Source organism: Pseudomonas sp. PS01298 (genome assembly GCF_029959745.1).
Lineage (GTDB): Bacteria > Pseudomonadota > Gammaproteobacteria > Pseudomonadales > Pseudomonadaceae > Aquipseudomonas > Aquipseudomonas aylmerensis.
Window position 1 is genome coordinate 1 of the sequence record NZ_JASCPP010000016.1, and the last position, 21,435, is coordinate 21,435.

At 61.8% G+C, this 21,435-nt stretch carries 15 protein-coding genes; 9 read left to right on the forward strand and 6 right to left on the reverse strand.

The window, feature by feature from the left end:
- Positions 1–319: 319 nt before the first annotated feature.
- Both QMX97_RS08820 and QMX97_RS08825 read right to left on the reverse strand, forming a co-directional pair.
- Entirely contained in the window at positions 320–778 is a 459-nt protein-coding gene (locus QMX97_RS08820; protein WP_201143830.1) for a transposase, read from the reverse strand.
- A 205-nt stretch (positions 779–983) separates the two neighbouring features.
- The gene (locus tag QMX97_RS08825) at positions 984–1,589 is read right to left on the reverse strand and encodes a TetR/AcrR family transcriptional regulator (protein WP_282396743.1); all 606 of its coding nucleotides are present in this window, start codon (positions 1,587–1,589) and stop codon (positions 984–986) included.
- 240 nt (positions 1,590–1,829) lie between these two features.
- On the opposite strand from QMX97_RS08825, the gene QMX97_RS08830 reads away from it, so the two are divergent.
- From QMX97_RS08830 to QMX97_RS08850, 5 genes are all read left to right on the forward strand, one after another.
- Positions 1,830–2,954, forward strand: a complete 1,125-nt coding sequence (locus tag QMX97_RS08830) for an efflux RND transporter periplasmic adaptor subunit (protein ID WP_282396744.1) — start codon at positions 1,830–1,832, stop codon at positions 2,952–2,954.
- 13 nt (positions 2,955–2,967) lie between these two features.
- On the forward strand, positions 2,968–6,039 hold the full coding sequence (locus QMX97_RS08835) for an efflux RND transporter permease subunit (protein WP_282396745.1): 3,072 nt from the start codon (positions 2,968–2,970) through the stop codon (positions 6,037–6,039).
- Positions 6,036–9,161, forward strand: coding sequence for an efflux RND transporter permease subunit (locus tag QMX97_RS08840; RefSeq protein WP_282396746.1), 3,126 nt, complete (start codon positions 6,036–6,038; stop codon positions 9,159–9,161). Before QMX97_RS08835 ends, QMX97_RS08840 begins: the two co-directional genes overlap by 4 nt.
- Positions 9,158–10,564, forward strand: coding sequence for an efflux transporter outer membrane subunit (locus tag QMX97_RS08845; RefSeq protein ID WP_065901575.1), 1,407 nt, complete (start codon positions 9,158–9,160; stop codon positions 10,562–10,564). The genes QMX97_RS08840 and QMX97_RS08845 overlap by 4 nt, the downstream gene beginning before the upstream one ends.
- 133 nt (positions 10,565–10,697) lie before the next feature.
- Positions 10,698–11,603, forward strand: coding sequence for a DUF808 domain-containing protein (locus QMX97_RS08850; protein ID WP_282396747.1), 906 nt, complete (start codon positions 10,698–10,700; stop codon positions 11,601–11,603).
- A 131-nt stretch (positions 11,604–11,734) separates the two neighbouring features.
- Here the strand turns inward: QMX97_RS08850 and QMX97_RS08855 are convergent, their stop codons facing one another.
- Complete coding sequence (locus tag QMX97_RS08855) at positions 11,735–12,523, reverse strand: VacJ family lipoprotein (RefSeq protein ID WP_065901571.1); 789 nt, start codon at positions 12,521–12,523, stop codon at positions 11,735–11,737.
- Positions 12,516–13,814 carry a serine/threonine protein kinase gene (locus QMX97_RS08860; protein ID WP_065901569.1) on the reverse strand — a complete coding sequence of 433 codons (1,299 nt, stop codon included), beginning with the start codon at positions 13,812–13,814 and terminating at the stop codon, positions 12,516–12,518. Before QMX97_RS08860 ends, QMX97_RS08855 begins: the two co-directional genes overlap by 8 nt.
- 235 nt (positions 13,815–14,049) lie before the next feature.
- Between QMX97_RS08860 and QMX97_RS08865 the strand changes: the two genes are divergently transcribed.
- Positions 14,050–14,418 carry a hypothetical protein gene (locus QMX97_RS08865; protein WP_065901568.1) on the forward strand — a complete coding sequence of 123 codons (369 nt, stop codon included), beginning with the start codon at positions 14,050–14,052 and terminating at the stop codon, positions 14,416–14,418.
- 70 nt (positions 14,419–14,488) lie between these two features.
- On the opposite strand, the gene QMX97_RS08870 is transcribed toward QMX97_RS08865, so the two are convergent.
- A complete protein-coding gene (locus QMX97_RS08870; protein WP_065901567.1) occupies positions 14,489–16,042 on the reverse strand; it encodes a glycosyl hydrolase family 17 protein in 1,554 nt (517 codons plus the stop codon).
- A gap of 332 nt (positions 16,043–16,374) precedes the next feature.
- On the opposite strand from QMX97_RS08870, the gene QMX97_RS08875 reads away from it, so the two are divergent.
- The 3 genes from QMX97_RS08875 (at position 16,375) to QMX97_RS08885 (ending at position 19,477) form a co-directional block, all read left to right on the forward strand.
- Positions 16,375–17,226 (forward strand): glycine betaine ABC transporter substrate-binding protein, encoded by an 852-nt coding sequence (locus QMX97_RS08875; RefSeq protein WP_065901566.1) that lies wholly within the window; start codon positions 16,375–16,377, stop codon positions 17,224–17,226.
- A gap of 284 nt (positions 17,227–17,510) precedes the next feature.
- Positions 17,511–17,822, forward strand: coding sequence for a DUF485 domain-containing protein (locus QMX97_RS08880; RefSeq protein ID WP_016972153.1), 312 nt, complete (start codon positions 17,511–17,513; stop codon positions 17,820–17,822).
- Positions 17,819–19,477: a cation acetate symporter gene (locus tag QMX97_RS08885; RefSeq protein WP_065901564.1), complete on the forward strand. Its 1,659-nt coding sequence runs from the start codon at positions 17,819–17,821 to the stop codon at positions 19,475–19,477. The genes QMX97_RS08880 and QMX97_RS08885 overlap by 4 nt, the downstream gene beginning before the upstream one ends.
- A gap of 369 nt (positions 19,478–19,846) precedes the next feature.
- On the opposite strand, the gene gltA is transcribed toward QMX97_RS08885, so the two are convergent.
- Positions 19,847–21,136: a citrate synthase gene (gene gltA / locus QMX97_RS08890; protein WP_014717728.1), complete on the reverse strand. Its 1,290-nt coding sequence runs from the start codon at positions 21,134–21,136 to the stop codon at positions 19,847–19,849.
- Positions 21,137–21,435 lie beyond the last annotated feature (299 nt).

Genomic DNA, 21,435 nt, shown 5'->3' on the forward strand with positions numbered 1-21,435 from the left:
CTCCCACATTTTGAATGCATTCCAAGTGTGGGAGCGGGCTTGCTCGCGAAAGCGGCGAAGCGGTCTCGGCACTAAACCGGATCACCTCCCACAACGGATCACCCCAATCCCCCCAACAACCCGGCTCCCACATTCGGAATGCAGTCCAAATGTGGGAGCGGGCTTGCTCGCGAAAGCGGCGAAGCGGTCTCGGCACTAAACCCGGCTCACCTCCCACAACGGATCACCCCAATCCCCCCAACAACCCGGCTCCCACATTTGGAATGCAATCCAGTGTGGGAGCGGGCTTGCTCGCGAAAGCGGCGATGCGGTCTCGGCACTAAACCCAGATCGCATCCCACAGCGGATAGTCGCCGATTCGTTCTACCAAGTTGGCCCGCAATGGATTAGCCACCACATACCGGGCCATTTTCACCAGGTCGTCTTCCTTTCGTAGCGCACGATCATGAAAGCTGGTTTGCCAAAGCCTGCCTTTGCGACCGCTGGCGCCGTTAACGGTGCGGGTGCTTTTGGATTTCACCTGGCACATCAGGTCTCCCAAGGAGCCTTTTTGCAGTTCGATCAGCCAGTGGAAATGGTCTGGCATCACCACCCAGGCCAGGGAGTTGGCCAGCCCTTGGTACTGGGCGAGCCGGAATTGCCCGACCACCAGGCGGCCGAGGTGGAAGTCGCGAAATATCGGCAGGCGTTCGTGGGTGTTGGTGGTGATCAGGTAGACACGGTTCGATTCGCTGAACCGCCCGATACGCAGGCGGTGTGAAGTGGCTAAATCAGGCATTCCATGGCCTCTCTTCAAGTGGTGTCCTGAGAGGCTAGATCTCGCCGATCAATGCTGGGCGCCAGGCTTTTGGCAGGATGTGTCTGGAAAGCCGCTTTCGCGAGCAAGCCCGCTCCCACTGGGGGTGGAGGGATTCGAACATTTTGTGTTCAGCACCGCATAAGTGCAGGCGCTGGCTTGCCTGCGATGCAAACACCATCCTCCATCAGTCCGGCTCACACCCCTTGAGCACCAACCGGATGATCGTCTGCGCCGCCGCTTCATAGTCCGCCTCGTCCAATTTGGCCTTTCCGGTCACCGCCGAGATCTGCCAATCGAAATCCGCATAGGTCTGCGTCGCGGCCCAGATGCTGAACATCAGGTGGTTGGGGTCAATGGCGGCGATCAGGCCGCGATCTACCCAGTTCTGGATGCAGTCGATGTTGTGCTTGGCCTGGGCGTTGAGCTGTTCAACCTGGTCGGCACTGAGGTGTGGCGCGCCGTGCATGATTTCGCTGGCGAACACCTTGGAGGCGAAGGGCAGGTCGCGGGAGATGCGGATTTTCGAGCGGATGTAGTTGCTCAGCACCACCGACGGCTCACCCTCGGGGTTGAACGGCGTGGACGCTGCCAGGATCGGCTCGATAATGCTTTCGAGCACCTCGCGATAGAGGTTGTCCTTGGACCTGAAGTAGTAATAGACATTGGGCTTGGGCAGCCCGGCCTTGGCGGCGATGTCGCTGGTTTTGGTCGCGGCGAAGCCCTTGTCGGCAAACTCCTCGCTGGCCGCCCGCAGGATCTTTTCTTTGTTGCGCTCGCGAATGGTGCTCATAAACCAGGGTTTTCCTTGCCAGGACAGGCGGTTGCGCATGGTAGCACCGGCCTTGCGCAGCGCTCAAGAATCCTACTCCAGGCCTTGCAGGCCGGGGGCTTGCGCCAGATTGTCTGTCTTGATGCTGAACGCATTCAAGGTTGTACAGGCATAGGCCGGACGCGCTGCTAGAGTTCAGGTCAGCCACCGACTCATTGCAGCGGTCGGTCTATCCTGATTTCGGCGTTCGAGAGAGAAACCGTGGAGAAAAGCAAACGACGCACGTTCGCCTGGCTGGCGGGCGTCGTCCTGGTGGTACTGGCGATTGTCCTGGGTCTCCATTTCTTCACCGCGCAGCACAAGGGCAAGCCTGCACCCACAGGTGAACCGGTAGCCGTGGTGCCCGTCGCCTTGCAGGATGTGCCGGTGTACATCGACGCCCTCGGCACCGTGACCCCGACACGCAGCGTCACGGTGGTCAGCCAGGTCGACGGCATCCTCAGCAGCGTCGAATTCAAGGAAGGCCAGCACGTCAGCAAAGGCCAGGTCATTGCCCGCATCGACGACCGTGCGCTCAAGGCGCAATTGGCGGTGGCCAAGGGCACGCTGGCGCATGACCAGGCCGTGTTGAGCAATGCCCAGCGCGACCTGGCCCGCTATCGCGACCTGGTCAAGGCCGGCTCCACCAGCCAGCAAACCCTCGATACCCAGGCCGCCCTGGTGCAGGAGCAGCAGGGCACCGTCGCCGCCGACCAGGGCAATGTGCAAAACCTCGAGGTGCAACTGAGCTACTGCACCATCACCTCGCCGGTCGATGGCGTGGTTGGCTTGCGGCTGGTCGACCCCGGCAACTACGTGACCACCACCAGCACCACCGGCATTGTGGTCATTACCCAGATGAACCCGGCCACGGTGGTGTTTGCCGTGCCCGAAGATGACCTGGGCAGCATCGACCAGGCCATGGCCCGTGGCAGCGTGACCGTGCTGGCCTACGACCGCAATAAAAAGACCCTGCTGGCCACCGGAAGCCTGCTGGCCCTGGATAACCAGGTCGACACCAGCACCGGCACGATCAAGGTCAAGGCGCAGTTCGACGACGCAGGTGATGCGCTGTTCCCCAACCAATTCGTCAACGCGCGTCTCAAGGCCGACACCTTGAGCCAGGTCGCCGTGGTGCCGACCCGGGCGATCCAGCACGGCAGCAAGGGGGATTTCGTGTTTGTGGTCAACGGCGACAAGGCCGCGCTGCGCAACGTCAAGACCGGGCCGTCGATGGGCGATGTCTCGGCGATCCTCGACAACGGCGTCAAGCCTGGCGAGCAGGTGGTCACCGAAGGTGCCGATAAACTTGACGACGGTTCGCCGGTAAAAGTCGTCGCCCAGTAAGGAGCTGCCGGTCATGAATGTCTCGCAGCCCTTTATCGAACGCCCGGTGGCAACCACGCTGATGATGGTGGCCGTGCTCTTGCTCGGGTTGCTCGGGTACCACTTGCTGTCGGTGTCGGCGTTGCCCGAGGTCGATTACCCGACCATCCAGGTCTTCACCCAATACCCCGGCGCCAGCCCGGATGTGGTCAGCTCCTCGATCACCGCGCCGCTGGAGCGCCAGCTCGGCGAGATGCCGGGTCTCAAGTCGATGAATTCCACCAGCTCCGACGGCGCCTCGGTGGTGACCCTGCAATTCGACTTGTCGTTGTCCCTGGATGTCGCTGAACAAGAAGTGCAGGCGGCGATCAACGCGGCCGGTACCTTCCTGCCGGCGAACCTGCCGTACCCGCCGGTGTACAGCAAGGTCAACCCGGCGGACGCGCCGGTGCTGACGCTGTCGCTGACCTCCGATGTGCTGCCGCTGACCAAGATCGAAGACCTGGCCGACACGCGCCTGGCGCAGAAAATTTCGCAGATCACCGGCGTCGGCCTGGTCACCATCAGCGGCGGCCAGCGCCCGGCGGTGCGGGTCGAGGCCAATACCTCGGCGCTGAACAGTCTCGGCCTGTCCCTGGATGACCTGCGCACCTCGCTGGGCACCGCCAACGTCAACCAGGCCAAGGGCAATATCGACGGCAAGTTCCAGGCGTATTCCATCGGCGCCAACGACCAACTGCAATCGGCCGAGGAGTACCGCGACCTGGTGATCGCCTACAAGAACGGCGCGCCGATTCGCCTGTCGCAGATCGCCAGTTCGACCCAGGGCGCCGAAAACCCGCGCCAGGCCGCCTGGACCAACAGCACGCCGTCGATTGTGTTGAATATCCAGCGCCAGCCTGGCGCCAATGTGATCCAGGTGGTCGACCGCGTGCAGCAATTGCTGCCCAAGCTGCGCGCCAGTTTGCCTGCCACATTGAAGGTCGACGTGCTCACCGACCGCACCCAGACCATCCGCGCGTCGGTCACCGATGTGCAGTACGAATTAGCCATGGCCATCGCGCTGGTGGTGATCGTGATTTTCATCTTCCTGCGCAACGTCGCGGCGACGATCATTCCGGCGGTGACCATCCCGTTGACGCTGGTGGGTACGCTGGCGGTGGCCTATGCCATGGGCTTTTCCCTCAACAACCTGACGCTGATGGCGCTGACCATCGCCATCGGTTTTGTGGTGGATGACGCGATCGTGATGATCGAAAACATCACGCGCTACCTGGAGGCCGGTGACTCGCCGCTGGAGGCGGCCCTCAAGGGCTCGGCGCAGATCGGCTTCACGATCATCTCGCTGTCGATTGCGCTGATCGCGGTGATGATCCCGTTGCTGTTCATGGGCGATGTGGTCGGGCGGCTGTTCCGCGAATTCGCCATGACCGTGGCGGTGACTATCGTGATCTCCGCGCTGATTTCCCTGACGCTCACGCCGATGATGTGCGCGCGGATGCTCAAGCACCGGCAGCAGGAACACCGGGTGGATTTCTTCGACCGCATCAACACGCACTATGTGCGGGGCCTCGATTGGGTGCTGGCGCACCGCACGCTTACGTTGATCTCGGTGGTGCTCACCGCAGCCCTGACCCTGGTGACACTGGTGCTGATGCCCAAGGGCTTTTTCCCTGATCAGGACACCGGCCTGATCCAGGGGATTTCCCAGGCGGCGCCGACCATTTCGTTCCAGCAGATGCAGGTGGAGCAGCAGCGCCTGGCCGCGCGGATTCTCAAGGATCCGGCGGTGCAGAGCCTGTCGTCCTTCGTCGGCATCGACCAGACCAACCCGACCATCAACCAGGGCAACCTGCTGATCAACCTCAAGCCCCGAGGCGAGCGCGACAGCAGCACCGAAGTGATCCGCCGCCTCGCCGATGCCAATGCCGACGATGCCGGCATTCGCCTGTACCTGCACTCGGTGCAGGACCTGACGCTGGACGCCACGGTGTCCACCACCAGCTATCGCCTGGGCCTGCAAGCCACCGACCCGGATGAGCTGGAGCAGTGGACCAACAAGCTGCTCGCGGCGATCAAGCAGGACCCGATGTTCACCGACGTGCAAAGCCAGGCGATGCAGTTTGGCAACCAGATCCAGCTGACCTTCGACCGCGCCACCGCCTCGCGCCTGGGCATCACCCCGCAAGCCATCGACGATGTGCTGTATGACGCGTTTGGCCAGCGCCAGGTGTCGACGATCTACACCCAGCTCAACCAGTATCACGTGGTGATCGCCACCGATCATCCGCCGCGCAACCTGCCGGATCTGCTCACCGGCTTGTACGTGGACATTCCCGCCGGCGGCGTGGCGCCGCTGTCGAGCATGGCCACGATGCAGGTGGTGCGCACCCCGGTGACCATCAATCGCCTGGGGCAATTTCCCTATGCGGATGTGTCGTTCAACCTCGCGCCGGGGCAAACCCTTGGCGCAGCGGTGACCCGCCTCAAGGACATCGAGGCCAAGGTCGGCCTGCCGCTGTCGGTGCAGGCCAACCTTGAGGGAGCGGCGGCGACGTTCGAGGCGTCGCTGTCCAACCAGGTGTTCCTGGTGGTGGCGGCGATTGTGGTGGTGTACCTGATGCTGGGGATTCTCTACGAGAGCTTCGTGCACCCGGTGACGATCCTCTCGACGTTGCTTTCGGCCGCCCTCGGCGCGTTGCTTGCGCTGCTGGTCACTGGCACGCAGTTCGACATCATCGGTTTGATCGGCATCGTGCTGTTGATCGGCATCGTCATGAAGAACGGCATCATGATGGTCGACTTCGCCCTGGCACTGCTGCGCGAGGGCGGGCTGACCCCGGTGGCGGCGATCCGGCAGGCGGCGGAGTTGCGGTTTCGGCCGATCCTGATGACCAGCATGGCCTCGCTGTTCGGCGCGGTGCCGCTGGCGCTGGGCACTGGTATCGGCTCGGAGCTGCGCCATCCACTGGGCATCGCGATCATTGGCGGGCTGATGCTCAGCCAGTTGCTGACGCTGTTTTCCACCCCGGTGATCTTCCTCGCCATGCACGGGCTGGAACAGCGCTTCAGCCGGCGCCCGGTTGAAGCGGACCCGGCGCAATGAACCTCAGCGCGCCGTTTGTCCATCGCCCCATCGCCACCACCCTGATGGCGGCGGGGCTGGCGCTGTTCGGCGCGCTGGCCTTTATGCTGTTGCCGGTGGCGCCGTTGCCGGAGGTGGATTTCCCCACCATCAGCGTCAGTGCCTCGTTGCCTGGCGCCGACCCCAATACCGTCGCCAGTTCGGTGGCCACGCCGCTGGAGCGCGAGTTCGGGCAGATCGCCGGGGTCACGCAAATGACCTCCGCCAGCAGCCTCGGCTCCACCCGCATCACCCTGCAGTTTGACCTCAACCGCGATATCGACGGCGCCGCGCGCGACGTGCAGGCAGCGATCAACGCGGCGCGCACCAACCTGCCGAGCGACCTGTCCGGCAACCCGACCTATCGCAAGGTCAACCCGGCCGACTCGCCGATCATGATCATCAGCCTGACCTCCGACAGCGCCACGCCGGGGCAGATGTACGACGTGGCCTCGACCCTGCTGGAGCAGAAACTGTTGCAGACCACCGGCGTCGGCGACGTGACGGTCGGCGGCGGTGCGCTGCCGGCGGTGCGCGTGGAGCTCAACCCGGATCGCCTCAACCAGTACGGCGTCAGCCTGGAGCAGGTGCGCCAGGTCATCAGTGCCTCGAATGCCAACCTGCCCAAGGGCAACGTGGCAATCGGTGACCGCTCCTACGGGATTGGCGCCAATGACATGCTGCTCAACACCGACGACTACGGCCCGTTGGTGGTCAAGGAACACAACGGCGACCTGATCCGCATCGCGGACCTCGGCTACGTGCGCGAAGACGTGCAGGACCTGCGCAACTTCGGCCTGTCCAACGGCAAGCCGGCGGTGTTGCTGGTGGTGTTCAAGCAACCCGGCGCGAATGTGATCGACACGGTGGACGCGGTAAAAGCCTCGCTACCGTTTCTGCAAAGCTCGATCCCGGCGTCGATCAAGCTCAACCTGTTGATGGACCGCACCACCACCATCCGCGCCTCGCTGCATGATGTGGAAGTGACCCTGCTGGCGTCGATCCTGCTGGTGACGCTGGTGACGTTCGGGTTTTTCCGCGACTGGCGCAGCACGCTGGTGCCGGCGATCGTGGTGCCGCTGTCGTTGCTCGGCACCTTCGGCGCGATGTACTTCCTCGGCTACAGCCTGAATAACCTGTCGTTGATGGCGCTGACCATTTCCACCGGGTTTGTGGTGGACGATGCCATCGTGGTGGTGGAAAACATCATGCGCCACCTGGAGAAAGGCGAGAGCCGGGTCCAGGCCGCGCTGAATGGCGCCAAGGAGGTCGGCTTCACTGTGCTGACCATCAGCGTGTCGCTGGTCGCGGTGTTCATTCCGCTGCTGTTGATGGGCGGGATTGTCGGGCGGCTGTTCCGTGAGTTTTCGGTATCGCTGTCGGTGGCGATCGTCATCTCGATGCTGATCTCGCTGACGGTCACGCCGATGCTCGCCAGCGTGTTGCTGCGCGCGCCCAAGGAGGTGCACGAAGGCGATGAACACCCGGATTCGCGTTTTCACCGTTTCTACGACCGGACCCTGGGGTGGGTCATCGAGCATTCGATCCTGATGGGCCTGGTCACGGTGCTGGTGATTGTGCTGGCCGGGGTGCTGTATGTGCTGGTGCCCAAGGGCTTTTTTCCCCAGGAAGACACCGGCCGCCTGCAGGGCAGCATCCTGGCCAACCAGAGCATTTCCTACGGGGCAATGCAGAAGGACTTCACCGAGATCAACCGCAAGGTCATGACCAACCCCAATGTGGAAACCGCCGCCGGGTTTGTCGGTGGCGGCGGCGGTGGCGGTGGGGCGGTCAACAGTGCGCAGATGTTCGTGCTGCTCAAGCCACTGGGCGAGCGCAAGGACGACGCCACCCAGGTGATCGGGCAAATCCGCCACGCCCTCGGTGACTTGCCCGGCACCAAGCTGTTTCTGCAGTCGGCGCAGGACATCACCGTAGGCGGCCGGCAAAGCGGCGCGCAATATCAGTACACGCTCACCGCCGATGACCAGTCATCCCTGGACGAGTGGGTGCCGAAGGTGGTGGCTGTGTTGCGCAAGCTGCCGCAGTTGACCGACCTGAACACCGACCAGCAGGACAACAGCCTGCTGGCCAATGTCGGCATCAACCGCGACACGGCGGCGCGGCTCGGGGTGAGCATGTCGGCCGTCGACCAGACGCTGTACGACGCCTTTGGCCAGCGCCAGGTCTCGACCCTCTACCGCGCCGCCAACCAGTACCACGTGGTGATGGAAATCGCCCCCGAATACTGGACCGACCCGTCGGCGCTCAAGGGCATTTATGTGCCGGTGGGCAGCGCGGCGCTGGCCAGCAAAGGCAGCGTCGTCGCGCCCAACCTGGCGGCGCAGTCGACCTTGGTGCCACTGTCGGCGATTGCCGATGATTCGGTGGCGCGCACGGCGATTTCCATCAGTCATCAGGGCAGTTTTCCGGCGGTAACGGTCTCGTTCAACCTGGCGCCCGGCACGTCCATCGGCCAGGCCACCGCCTTGGTCGACGACGCGGTGAAGCAACTGCGCATGCCCGCCAGTGTGGTCGGGCAGTTCGCCGGCACTGCCCAGGTGTTCCAGTCGTCGGTGGCCAGCGAGCCGTTGCTGATCGTCGCGGCATTGCTCTCGGTGTACATCGTGCTGGGCATTCTGTATGAAAACCTGATGCACCCGCTGACGATTCTTTCCACCTTGCCTTCGGCGGGTGTCGGTGCCTTGATCGCGTTGCTGCTGACCGGCACCGAACTGTCGATCATCGCGCTGGTGGGCGTGATTTTGTTGATCGGCATCGTCAAGAAGAACGCGATCATGATGATCGACTTCGCGATCACTGAACGGCGCGAATTCGGGCTCACGGCCAAGGCGGCCATTCGCCGTGCGTGCCTGATCCGCTTCCGGCCGATCATGATGACCACCCTGGCGGCGATCCTCGGCGCGCTGCCGCTGGTGCTGGGCACCGGCTATGGCTCGGAACTGCGCCGGCCGCTGGGGATTTCGATTATTGGCGGGTTGCTGCTCAGCCAGGTGCTGACGCTGTACACCACCCCGGTGATTTACCTGTGGCTCGACCGGGCGTCCCAGCGCCTGGGACGGCATAAGGAAGCAAGCGCATGAAACTCACAGACAGCGTGCTGTTGTTAAGCCTGGTACTCGGTGGTTGCATGGTCGGGCCCGACTATCAAAAGCCTGCGATGCCGCTGCCGCAGACCTTCAAGGAGGGCGCGCAATGGCAACGCGCGGCGTCCAATCCCCAGGGCGCGTTGGACAGCCAATGGTGGCTGGCGTACCAGGACCCGGTGTTGAATGACCTGGTGGCGCGCTCGGCCCAGGCCAACCAGTCGATCATTGCCGCTGAAGCCGCGTATCGGCTGGCCCAGGCGCAAGTGGCGTCGAGCCGCGCCGGGCTCTGGCCGACGGTGGGCGTGGGCTTGTCCGGCTCGCGCGGCGAGGGCGGTGACGGCACCACGTCCAGCAGCACCACGTCGACGGGCGTGAAAAACAGCGTCAGCGCGACGTTGACCGCCAGCTGGGAGCCGGACCTGTGGGGCGAGGTGCGTCGCGGCATCGAGTCAAGCCAGGCCGCCGCGCAGCAATCCGATGCGTTGCTGGCCGGGGTGCGCTTGTCGATCAGCTCCAGCGTGGCCAGTAACTACCTGGCGCTGCGCCAGATGGATATCGACGTGCGCCTGCTCCAGCAGCAACAGGCGATCAACCAGCAGTTGCTGGCCATGATCCAGGCCCAGTTCACCCAAGGCGTGGCGACTAACGATCAGCTGCTGGTGGCTCAGGACCAACTGACCACCTCGATTGCCGACCTGCAGACTTCCCAGCGCGACCGCGAGCAATATGAACACGCATTGGCGGTGCTGGTGGGCATGGCGCCGAGTGAATTCAGCGTGGCGCCACGCAATGACTTCAGCTTTGTCGTGCCGCGCCCACCGCTGACCCTGCCGTCGACCTTGCTGCAACGGCGCCCGGATGTGGTGGCGGCCGAGCGCTCGGCGGCAGCGGCCAATGCGAAAATCGGTGTGGCTGAGGCAGCGTTCTTTCCGACACTGGATTTGACCGCCCAGCTGGGTTATCGCGGCAGTGCCTTGGGCGGGTTGTTCTCCTTGCCCAACCGCATCTGGACCCTGGGGCCGGCGCTGGCAGAGACGATCTTCGACGGCGGCGCCCGTGAGGCCGCGGTCAAACAGGCCGAGGCCAGCTACGACCAGATCGCCGCAAACTACCGTGGCACGGTGCTCAGCGCCTTGCAGAACGTCGAGGACAACCTGTCGGCGATCAATCACCTGCAAACCCAGGCCGATGCCTTCCAGCAGGTCTACCAGCGCAACCAGCAACTGTTCGGCAGCCAAGAGGCGCAATTGCGTGCGGGTACGGTCAGTCGCGAGACGGTATTGACCCAGCAACTGGTGTTGCTGCAAGCCGAACAGAACCTGCGTGACACCCAAGGGCAGCTCAGCCAGGGCAGTGTGGCGTTGATCCAGAGCCTGGGCGGTGGTTGGCAGCCCTGATGCCCCGTTCATCACGCAGGCGGGGAGACCGCCATCGCCGGCAAGCCAGCTCCCACCCGGTGAGCAAGATCAACAGCAGATCGGCAGTGATCCGCGTTATATTCGCGGCATTCTCACGGCAGGAAGTCCCCCAATGGCAGGAAGCAGTTTGCTGGTACTGATCGACGACATCGCTGCGGTGCTCGACGATGTGGCGTTGATGACCAAGATGGCCGCCAAGAAAACCGCCGGGGTCCTCGGCGATGACCTGGCACTCAACGCCCAGCAGGTCTCTGGAGTACGCGCCGAACGGGAGATCCCGGTGGTATGGGCGGTGGCCAAGGGCTCGTTTCTCAACAAGCTGATTTTGGTGCCGGCGGCGCTGTTGATCAGTGCGTTTGCGCCTTGGGCGGTCACGCCGCTGTTGATGCTGGGCGGGGCTTACTTGTGTTTCGAGGGGTTTGAAAAGCTCGCACACACCTTCCTGCACAAACGCACCGAAGAGCAGGCGCATCTGGTCGAGGCCGTGGCCGACCCGGCAACCGACCTGGTGGCGTTCGAAAAGGACAAGATCAAAGGCGCGATCCGCACCGACTTCATCCTCTCGGCGGAAATCATCGCCATCACCCTCGGCACCGTGGCCGCTGCACCGTTGATGCAGCAGGTGGTCGTGCTGTCGGGCATTGCCATCGTCATGACCATTGGCGTGTATGGCCTGGTGGCCGGCATCGTCAAGCTCGATGACCTGGGCCTGTGGCTCACCCAGAAGCCCGGCCAGATGGCGCGCAGCATCGGCGGCGCAATCTTGCACGCGGCGCCGTACATGATGAAAAGCCTGTCGGTGATTGGTACGGCGGCGATGTTCATGGTCGGCGGTGGCATCCTGACCCATGGCGTGCCGGTGGTGCATCACTGGATCGAGACGGTCAGCCAGAGCACCGCAGGCTTGGCGTGGTTGATGCCGACCTTGCTGAATGCGGTGGCGGGGATCATTGCGGGGGCGGTGGTGTTGGCCGTGGTGTCGGTGGTTGGCAAGGTATGGCGAGCGACGAAAAGCTGATTCACGGCTGTTCAAGCTTAATCCTACTGTTCCAGGCGGCAGGTGTGCCTCCTGGTCACAGTGTCAGCTGAGTCAGCAAAATCAGCGCAATAAAAAAGGCCATTCAATCGAATGGCCTTTTTTGTCGGCGGTTACTCCGCAATCTGCAACTTGCGCGACTCGGTATAGATATACCGCACCTTTTCATACTCGAACGGTGAGTTCATCTGCCCATAGCGGAAGCTGGTCTGGTAGCGCTTGTCGACCGCGCGCAGGGCCCAGATTTCCGGGTGGTTTTCGCTGACTTTGGACACGTTGAGGAAGTTGATCTCGGTCTCCGCGCCGTAATCGACCAGCAAGCCCGTGGTGTCACGCAGGTTCGACGGGCCGAAGATCGGCAGGACCAGGTACGCGCCGCCTGGCACGCCATAGAAGCCCAGGGTCTGGCCGAAGTCTTCGCTCTGGCGCGGCAGGCCCATGGCGGTGGCCGGGTCCCACAGGCCGGCGATGCCGATGGTGGTGTTGAGCAGCAGGCGCCCGGTGGTTTCCAGGGAGCGGTGGCCCTTGAGCTGCAGCAGGCTGTTCAACAGGTTGGGCACGTCGCCCAGGTTGTTGAAGAAATTGCTCACGCCGGTGCGCAGGAAGCTCGGGGTGACGTAGCGGTAACCGTCTACCACCGGCAGGAACACCCATTGGTCGAAGCGGTAGTTGAAGTGGTACACGCGGCGGTTCCACGACTCCAGCGGGTCGTAGACGTTGAGCGCGGTCAGCGACGAACGCTCGAACTCACGTTGGTCCAGGCCCGGGTTGAACTTGAGCTTGGTCAGCGGTTCCTTGAAGCCATCGGAGCCCACCACGGTAGGCGCATGGGCCTTGCTGTTGTCGGCGTTGGCCACGCCTGCGCACATCAAGGCGGCAAGCAGCAGAAGATATTTAGCCACGGAAGAACTCCAGCATGGCGTCGGCGTTGACGCGGTAATTGAGGTTGCCGCAGTGGCCGCCCAGCGGGTAGACGGTCAAGCGATCGCCGAAGGTTGTACGCAGGAAACCGAGGTCGCCAGGGCCCAGGATCACATCGTCGGCGTTGTGCATGACGGCGATTTTCGGGCTGTTGTGCAGGTAATCCTTGAGTGCATACAGGCTGACCTGGTCAACCAGTTGCAGCAGGCTGCCGCCATCGGAACGGGCGCGCCACATCGGGATGACCTGCTCGGTCAGGTAGCAGTCGAAATCGCATTGCAGCGCACGCTTGAGGAACGGCGTGAGGCTGGTGCCTTCGGTGATCGGGTATTTCGGCGGGATGATCAGGCCACGGCGGTTGATCAGGTCCGAAGTGAAGGCAATGTCGGCGGCCGAGAAGCGGAAGGAGGTGCCGATCAGCATGGCCATCTGTTCGTTGGTCAGGTGCTGCTTGGAGTTCTGGAAGTCGTAGAGCAGGGCGTCATTGAGGTCGATGTAGCCCTTTTGCTGGAAGTAGCGGGTGAGCTTGTTCAACACCAGCTCATAGAACGTGGTGGTGTTGTTGATGCCCTTGACCTCGGTCTGGACCAGTTTGTCGAGGTTGGTGATCGAGGTGTAGAGGTTGACCGGCGGGTTGAGCAGCAGCACTTTCTTGAAGTTGAAGCTGCGGCGGGTCTCGTCGAGCTTGCTGACAAAGGCCGCATCCAGGGCGCCGAGGCTGTAGCCGGTGAGGTAGAAGTCGGTCACCGGCAGCGAGGCATTCTGTGCGCGCACGGCCTGCATCACGCGGTACATGTCTTCGGCGTCTTCCTGGCTGATCCCAGGGGTGGCGAAGCGCGAAGCCGAGGCGATGAAGTCGAAGCTGGTCGGCGACGACAGTTGCACCACGTGGTAACCGGCCTGGTAATAGAGTTTCTTCAGGTATTCGTTGATGCTGCTGTCAAACCGCGCACCGGTACCGGCGATCAGGAAGATCAGCGGGGCGGCACGGTCCTGCTTGGCGATGCGGTAAGTCAGCTTCTTCACCGCCCAGAAGTTGTCCGGCAGGCTGAATTCGCGCTCGGGGCGCATGTTCAGGGTGTAGTCGGACTGGTTGATCTCGTCGTCGCTCGGCAATTTGGGCCGCAGGTCAGGCGGTGTGGTCGCGATGGTCGCTTCGAACGGGTTGGTCAAAGGGTAGCCATAGCTGGCTTGGTCGATATCGACGGCCAGTGCTGACGCACTCAAAAAAAGGCTGCCCAGCAAGGCAGCACAGCGCAAGGAACGGAGCATGACTTTATCCCTAAGAGGAAACGTGCTGAATGAAGTTCGCAGGCTATGACCACCGCGTTGCCACCGAAGTGCCAGCCCTCGGCACGAAAAGTCGGAAAAAAACGTCGGAATCGGGGTAATAGTAGCCAGACGATACACTTTGGCACGCTTTGTTGAACAGTTATCTGCGTACACACCTTGCTAACGGCCGCCGGCGCATTAAGCTGAGCGCCGTTTTTGCCTATCGGAGTGCTCCATGTCTCGCCGCTTGCCGTTGATTTTGCTGCTTATCGCCTTGCCGTTGTGGCTGGCTGCCAGCTATGCCGCGCGTTATGGCTTCATGGAGGATGGCCAGTGGGTCGGCATCTGCGCGGATGAGGCCAGCCGCTGGGAATGCCAGGTACGTTCGAACCTGGGCTTGATGATTCACTTCAAGGTGTTGGGCTGGGCAGCACTGGTGACGTCGGTGCTCGCGTTTTTCGTGCCGGGCCGTGCGGGGTGGGGTTTGGCGGTGTTGGGGCTGGTGTTCGGGCTGCCGGCGCTGGCGTTGTACAACACCACCTTTGCGGTGTTTGCGGTGGTGATCGCGGGGTTGCGGTTGGTGCGCAAGAACAGGGCCGTCTGAATAGGCGCTATCGCCGGCAAGCCAGCGCCTACGATCAAGTGTAGGCACTGGCTGGCCGACGAAAGTGGTGTTACGCCTTACGCACTCGCAGACAGCGCCACAACGCTACAACCATGAGCAGGCTAACCACCGCCCAACCCCACGCCTGCTGGTTCAACAACCCTTCACGGTACAACTGCGGCGCAATGCCGGCGCCGATGATAAAGGTCAGCAGGGCAATCTCCCGGCGTGGCCCGGTCACCGGGCGTACCAGGTACACCAAGGCCGGCAATACCAGCGCTGCACTCGGGAAGCTGCGATAACGCGGGTCGAACACCAGCGCCAGCATCATCACGGCGCCAGCAAAGCCGGCGATTGCCACCAGCCAGCCCGCGCGCTGCTCCAGCCAGTTGAACGCCCGCTCGCGCCAACCTTCGCGTGCGCTCAAGGCCAGCGCAGCGTGGGCCAGCACCAGCAGGTTCAGCGCGACCAGTAACCCGGCCCATACCCACTCATCATTGAAACGCGCGGTCACGCGAGTCAGTTCAGCCCAGGTGCCGATGGAGCAGGCCGCCACTGCGCCCAGCAGCGGCAGGGCAAACGCGGCCCGGGTGCTGCGCACGCGACCGCCGAGCGCCAGCGTGCCCAGCAGGATAATCCCGCCCACCCCCAGCCACAGCGGCCAATACGGCACGTTGGTCACCGGGCCGGCAAGGATGCCCTTGTCCTGGCGATCGGCATCGAACAGGCCCCAGTAACCGCCGACGGCGCCTTCACTCGCGCGCTTCCACGGCTGGTCAAAGGCTTCGATCAGGTTGTAATGCCAGCCATTGGCTTCAGCCATGGCGACGAAACCCCGCATGAACTTGGCCTCATTGACCCGGCTCGGCACCGCCGTTTCGCGCTGGCGGCCTTCGCTCGGCCAGCCGGTCTCGCCGATCAACACGTCCTTGGGGGCAAACTTGTTGCCGAACGTCTGGCGTACATCGCCCACGTGCTTGAGCGCCTGGTCGATGCCAGACGGATCATCTTCCCAGTAGGGCAGCAAGTGAATGGTCAGGAAATCCACCGCCGGGGCGATTTCCGGGTGTTGCAGCCAGAACTCCCAGACATCGGCGTAGGTGACCGGCTGCTTGATCTGGCTTTTGACGGTATGGATCAGCGTCACCAGCTGTTTGGCGGTGACCTCCTTGCGCAGCAGGGCTTCATTGCCGACGATCACCGACGTCACCACATCGGGGTTGGCGTTGGCGGCAGCGATCAACGCGTGGATTTCTTTTTCGGTGGCAACCGGGTCACTGCTGACCCAGGCGCCGGCCATCAGCTTCAATCCATGCTTGCGCGCCATTTCCGGCAAGGCTTCCAGGCCGGTCATGGAGTAGGTGCGGATGCATTCGAAGCGGGTGGCCAGCAGGGCGAGGTCGGCATCCATGCGCTCGGGACGCAGCTTGAACGGCTGGTCGAAGGGCGATTGGTCTTTGTCGAACGGCGTGTAGGATGCACATTGCAGCTTGTGGCTGGCGCTGGCGACATCCGGCAGCACGACCGGGCGGCCGAGGCCGTACCAATAGCCAGCGAGGGCCAGCAGGCCGAGGATCAAGGCGAAGCAATAGGGCAGGGCAGGGAAGCGGGCGGTCGCGGGCATGGTCGGCTTATCTGGAGGAGCAAAGGCGCGCATCTTACCCGGATTTGCCCCGTCCCAGTGGGGCTGCATAATTTTGACATGCAAAGTTCGGGCGGGATTCCGGGTTCGAGTCCTACAAAACTTCCTACTGGCGATGTGATGTCGTTTCTTGCTTGCATGAGGTCGCTGACAGAGCAGGTCCGAGGTCCCGGCAGGTTGATGATCGAAGTGTCAGTTCTCCGCTGGCGGCGCACTACCGTGATTGATGCGCGTGAAGGGGGCGCGGTGCACCACATAACAACAGGTTGACGTCGCTCGGCATCCGCCGGGCGCAGCACTTTCGGGGAAGTACTATGAAGATGCGACGACTCTTGGGCGCGGCTGCCACGCTGGTAGTTGCGATGAGCTCCACACTGGCCAGTGCCGACAGCAAAACCCTGAGCATCGGCTACGTGGACGGTTGGTCGGACAGCGTTGCCACCACCCATGTGGCGGCAGAGGTGATCAAGGAAAAGCTCGGTTATGACGTGAAACTGCAGGCCGTCGCCACCGGGATCATGTGGCAGGGCGTGGCCACCGGCAAGCTCGACGCCATGCTTTCCGCGTGGTTGCCCGTGACCCACGGCGAGTACTGGGCCAAGAACAAGGACAAGGTGGTCGACTACGGCCCCAACTTCAAGGATGCGAAGATCGGCCTGATCGTACCGGAGTACGTCAAGGCCAAGTCCATCGAAGACCTCAAGACTGACACCACCTTCAAGAACAAGATCGTCGGCATCGACGCCGGCTCAGGCGTGATGCTCAAGACCGACGAAGCGATCAAGGCCTACGGCCTGGACTACAAGCTGCAAGCCAGTTCGGGCGCCGCGATGATCGCCGAGCTGACCCGTGCCGAAGACAAACAGGAATCCATTGCGGTCACCGGTTGGGTGCCACACTGGATGTTCGCCAAGTGGAAACTGCGTTTCCTGGACGATCCAAAAGGGATTTATGGTGCTGCTGAAACCGTCAACAGCATCGGCAGCAAGGGCCTGGAGAAGAAAGCGCCGGAAGTCGCAGCCTTCCTGAAGAAATTCCAGTGGGCCTCCAAGGACGAAATCGGCGAAGTCATGCTGGCGATTCAAGAGGGCGCCAAGCCTGACGCAGCGGCCAAGGATTGGGTCGCCAAGCACCCTGAGCGGGTGGCCGAGTGGGTCGGTAAATAAGGGTTAACCCTGTAGAAGTGACGCAGCAGGCCTAACGTGGGAGCGGGCTTGCTCGCGAATGCGGTGTGTCAGTCAGCACATTTATTGACTGATGTACCGCCTTCGCGAGCAAGCCCGCTCCCACATTTTTTTGCCCGCATTCAGGCGGTTGTTTATTTGTTGACTGAAAAACTTGCGAAGTTGCTATCTCGCTCTACTACTAAGGTCGTCTGGAACCTGTCCCGCAGCCGCATACAGTGGATACGTTCCAATAATAAAAAAGCTGTGCTGCGAGGATAAAAACAATGAACGACAGCATTTACCTCTCGATTCAAAACAGCCCGCGTTTCAAGGAGCTGGTCAGAAAAAGGGAAAGGTTCGCCTGGATTCTCTCGGCGATCATGCTAGGGCTTTACTCCGCTTTCATCCTGTTGATCGCCTACGGGCCACAAGTGCTGGGGGCCAAGCTCAGCCCCGGTTCGTCGATTACCTGGGGCATTCCCCTGGGCGTCGGGCTGATTGTGTCTGCCTTTATCCTGACCGGCATCTACGTGCGCCGGGCCAATGGCGAGTTTGACGACCTGAACAATGCGATTCTCAAGGAGGCTGCGCAATGATCCGGCGTCTACTGGCAATATTCGGCGCGTCGCTGTTTGCGCCTGCTCTTTGGGCGGCGGACGCATTGACCGGTGAAGTGCACAAGCAACCGTTGAACGTCTCGGCCATCGTGATGTTTGTCGCGTTTGTCGGTGCCACCCTGTGCATCACCTACTGGGCTTCCAAGCGCAACAAGTCGGCGGCCGACTACTATGCGGCCGGCGGCAAGATCACCGGCTTCCAGAATGGCCTGGCGATTGCCGGCGACTATATGTCGGCGGCGTCTTTCCTGGGTATTTCCGCCCTGGTGTTCACCTCCGGCTACGACGGCCTGATCTACTCGATCGGCTTCCTGGTGGGCTGGCCGATCATTCTGTTCCTGATCGCCGAGCGCCTGCGTAACCTGGGCAAGTACACCTTTGCCGACGTGGCGTCCTACCGCCTGGGCCAGACCCAGATCCGCAGCCTGTCGGCATGTGGCTCGCTGGTGGTGGTGGCGTTCTACCTGATCGCGCAGATGGTCGGTGCCGGCAAGCTGATCCAGCTGCTGTTCGGCCTGGACTACCATGTCGCCGTGATCCTGGTAGGTATCCTGATGTGCCTGTATGTGCTGTTCGGCGGCATGCTGGCGACCACCTGGGTGCAGATCATCAAGGCCGTACTGTTGCTGTCCGGTGCCTCGTTCATGGCGCTGATGGTGATGAAGCACGTCAACTTCGACTTCAACACGCTGTTCGCCGAAGCGATCAAGGTTCACCCTAAAGGTGAGGCGATCATGAGCCCTGGCGGCTTGGTCAAAGACCCGATCTCGGCATTCTCGCTGGGGCTTGCGCTGATGTTCGGTACCGCTGGCCTGCCGCACATCCTGATGCGCTTCTTCACTGTAAGCGACGCCAAGGAAGCGCGTAAGAGCGTGCTGTATGCCACAGGCTTCATCGGTTACTTCTATATCCTGACCTTTATCATCGGCTTCGGCGCGATCCTGCTGGTCAGCACCAACCCGGCGTTCAAGGATGCTGCAGGCGCTTTGCTCGGCGGTAACAATATGGCGGCAGTGCACCTGGCCAACGCGGTGGGTGGCAGTATCTTCCTGGGCTTCATCTCGGCCGTGGCGTTTGCCACCATCCTGGCAGTGGTTGCCGGTTTGACCCTGGCGGGTGCCTCGGCGGTGTCCCATGACCTGTATGCCAGCGTGATCAAGAAAGGCAAGGCCAACGAGAAGGATGAGATTCGCGTGTCGAAGATCACCACCATCGCCCTGGCTGTATTGGCGATCGGCTTGGGTATCCTGTTCGAAAGCCAGAACATCGCGTTCATGGTCGGCCTGGCGTTCTCGATTGCCGCCAGCTGTAACTTCCCGGTACTGCTGCTTTCCATGTACTGGAAAAACCTCACCACCCGTGGCGCCATGATTGGCGGCTGGCTGGGCCTGGTCAGTGCGGTTGGCCTGATGATCCTTGGCCCGACCATCTGGGTCTCGATCCTGCACCACGAAAAAGCCATCTTCCCGTACGAGTACCCGGCGCTGTTCTCGATGATCATCGCGTTCGTGGGCATCTGGTTCTTCTCCATCACCGACAAGTCGGCGGCGGCAGAGAAAGAGCGTGCGCTGTACTTCCCGCAGTTTGTGCGTTCGCAGACTGGCCTGGGAGCGAGTGGGGCGGTTAACCACTAATCGCTGTAGCTGTTACAAAAAAATGCCCCGGTCGCGAGATCGGGGCTTTTTTTTGCTTTTATTGGTAACGGATACGACAAAACTGTTTCTCAAATCCTGCAGCAATAAAACGGTCTGGCGAGGCCGTTTTCACCCCTGTGCACGGTAACGCTGACTGTCACGTGAGGCATTCCCCCGCAGAGCGTAGGAACGGTCAGCCACGACCCATTGCAGGGGTCGGCTTGCCGGCGATGGCAGCCTGGCGCTGTCCTTGCGGGCATCATCGCCGGCAAACCGGCTCCTGCAGTGGGGGAGGGGTTGTAGGGGGCTGCAGAAACAAATAAGGCCTCCAGAGGAGGCCTTATTCAGTGCAAGGAGGCAGTCAGCTGCTTACTTGCGATCTTCCAGCTTGGTGATGTCACGCGACTCGTAGCCGGTGTACAGCTGGCGCGGGCGGCCAATCTTGTACGGGCTGGAGAGCATTTCTTTCCAGTGGGAGATCCAGCCCACGGTCCGCGCCAGGGCGAAGATCACGGTGAACATGCTGGTTGGAATGCCGATCGCCTTGAGGATGATCCCCGAGTAGAAGTCGACGTTCGGGTACAGCGAGCGTTCGATGAAGTACGGGTCGGTCAGGGCGATCTCTTCCAGGCGCATGGCCAGTTCGAGTTGCGGATCGTTCTTGATCCCCAGTTCCTTCAGGACTTCGTCGCAGGTCTGCTTCATCACGGTGGCGCGCGGGTCACGGTTCTTGTAGACGCGGTGACCGAAGCCCATCAGCTTGAACGGATCGTTCTTGTCCTTGGCCTTGGCGATGAAAGTGTCGATGTTCGAGACATCGCCGATTTCATCGAGCATGGTCAGTACGGCTTCGTTCGCACCGCCGTGGGCAGGGCCCCACAATGCGGCGATACCGGCGGCGATACAGGCGAACGGGTTGGCACCCGAAGAACCGGCCAGGCGTACGGTAGAGGTGGAGGCGTTCTGCTCGTGGTCGGCGTGGAGGATGAAGATCCGGTCCATTGCCTTGGCCAGCACCGGGCTGATCGGTTTGATCTCGCACGGAGTGTTGAACATCATGTGCAGGAAGTTTTCCGCGTACGTCAGGTCGTTGCGCGGGTACATCATGGGTTGGCCCATGGAGTACTTGTAGACCATCGCGGCCAGGGTCGGCATCTTGGCAACCAGGCGGATCGCGGAGATTTCGCGATGCTGCGGGTTATTGATGTCCAGGGAGTCGTGATAGAAGGCCGACAGGGCGCCGACCACACCGCACATGACGGCCATCGGGTGGGCGTCGCGACGGAAGCCGTTGAAGAAGGTCTTCAACTGCTCGTGAACCATGGTGTGGTTCTTCACGGTGCTGACGAACTGCGCTTTCTGCTCGGCTGTTGGCAATTCGCCATTTAGCAGCAGGTAGCAGGTTTCCAGGTAGTCCGATTTCTCAGCCAGCTGCTCGATCGGGTAGCCCCGGTGCAGCAGAATGCCATTATCGCCATCGATATAGGTGATCTTCGACTCGCAAGAGGCGGTCGACATGAAGCCTGGGTCGAATGTGAAACGGCCCGTGGCCGTCAGGCCCCGTACGTCGATAACATCGGGACCAACGGTGCCGGTTAAAATGGGCAGCTCGACGGGGGCTGCGCCCTCGATGATCAACTGCGCTTTTTTGTCAGCCATGTGGCCTCCTATTTATGCTTCAAATCATCAGACAGACCCCCCACGCAGGGCCCGCACCACTATAGTGAGATAAATTCAGATGTCAATTTGCCTAAAGTCTTGCTCCAGAAGGCTTTAACCGTACTTTTTCCTCGAAATTGACTGCCATTTACGCCTTTTATCCCGCCAGCGCAATCAGCTATTAGGGTGAGGAGCGCGCGTTGTCATTAGTAACCTAACTGTCTATACTCGGCCACCGACCGCCAAGGGCTTTTGGGCTTGCTTTCATTGGGGGTCGCACTCCCTGGGTGGTGCTTACC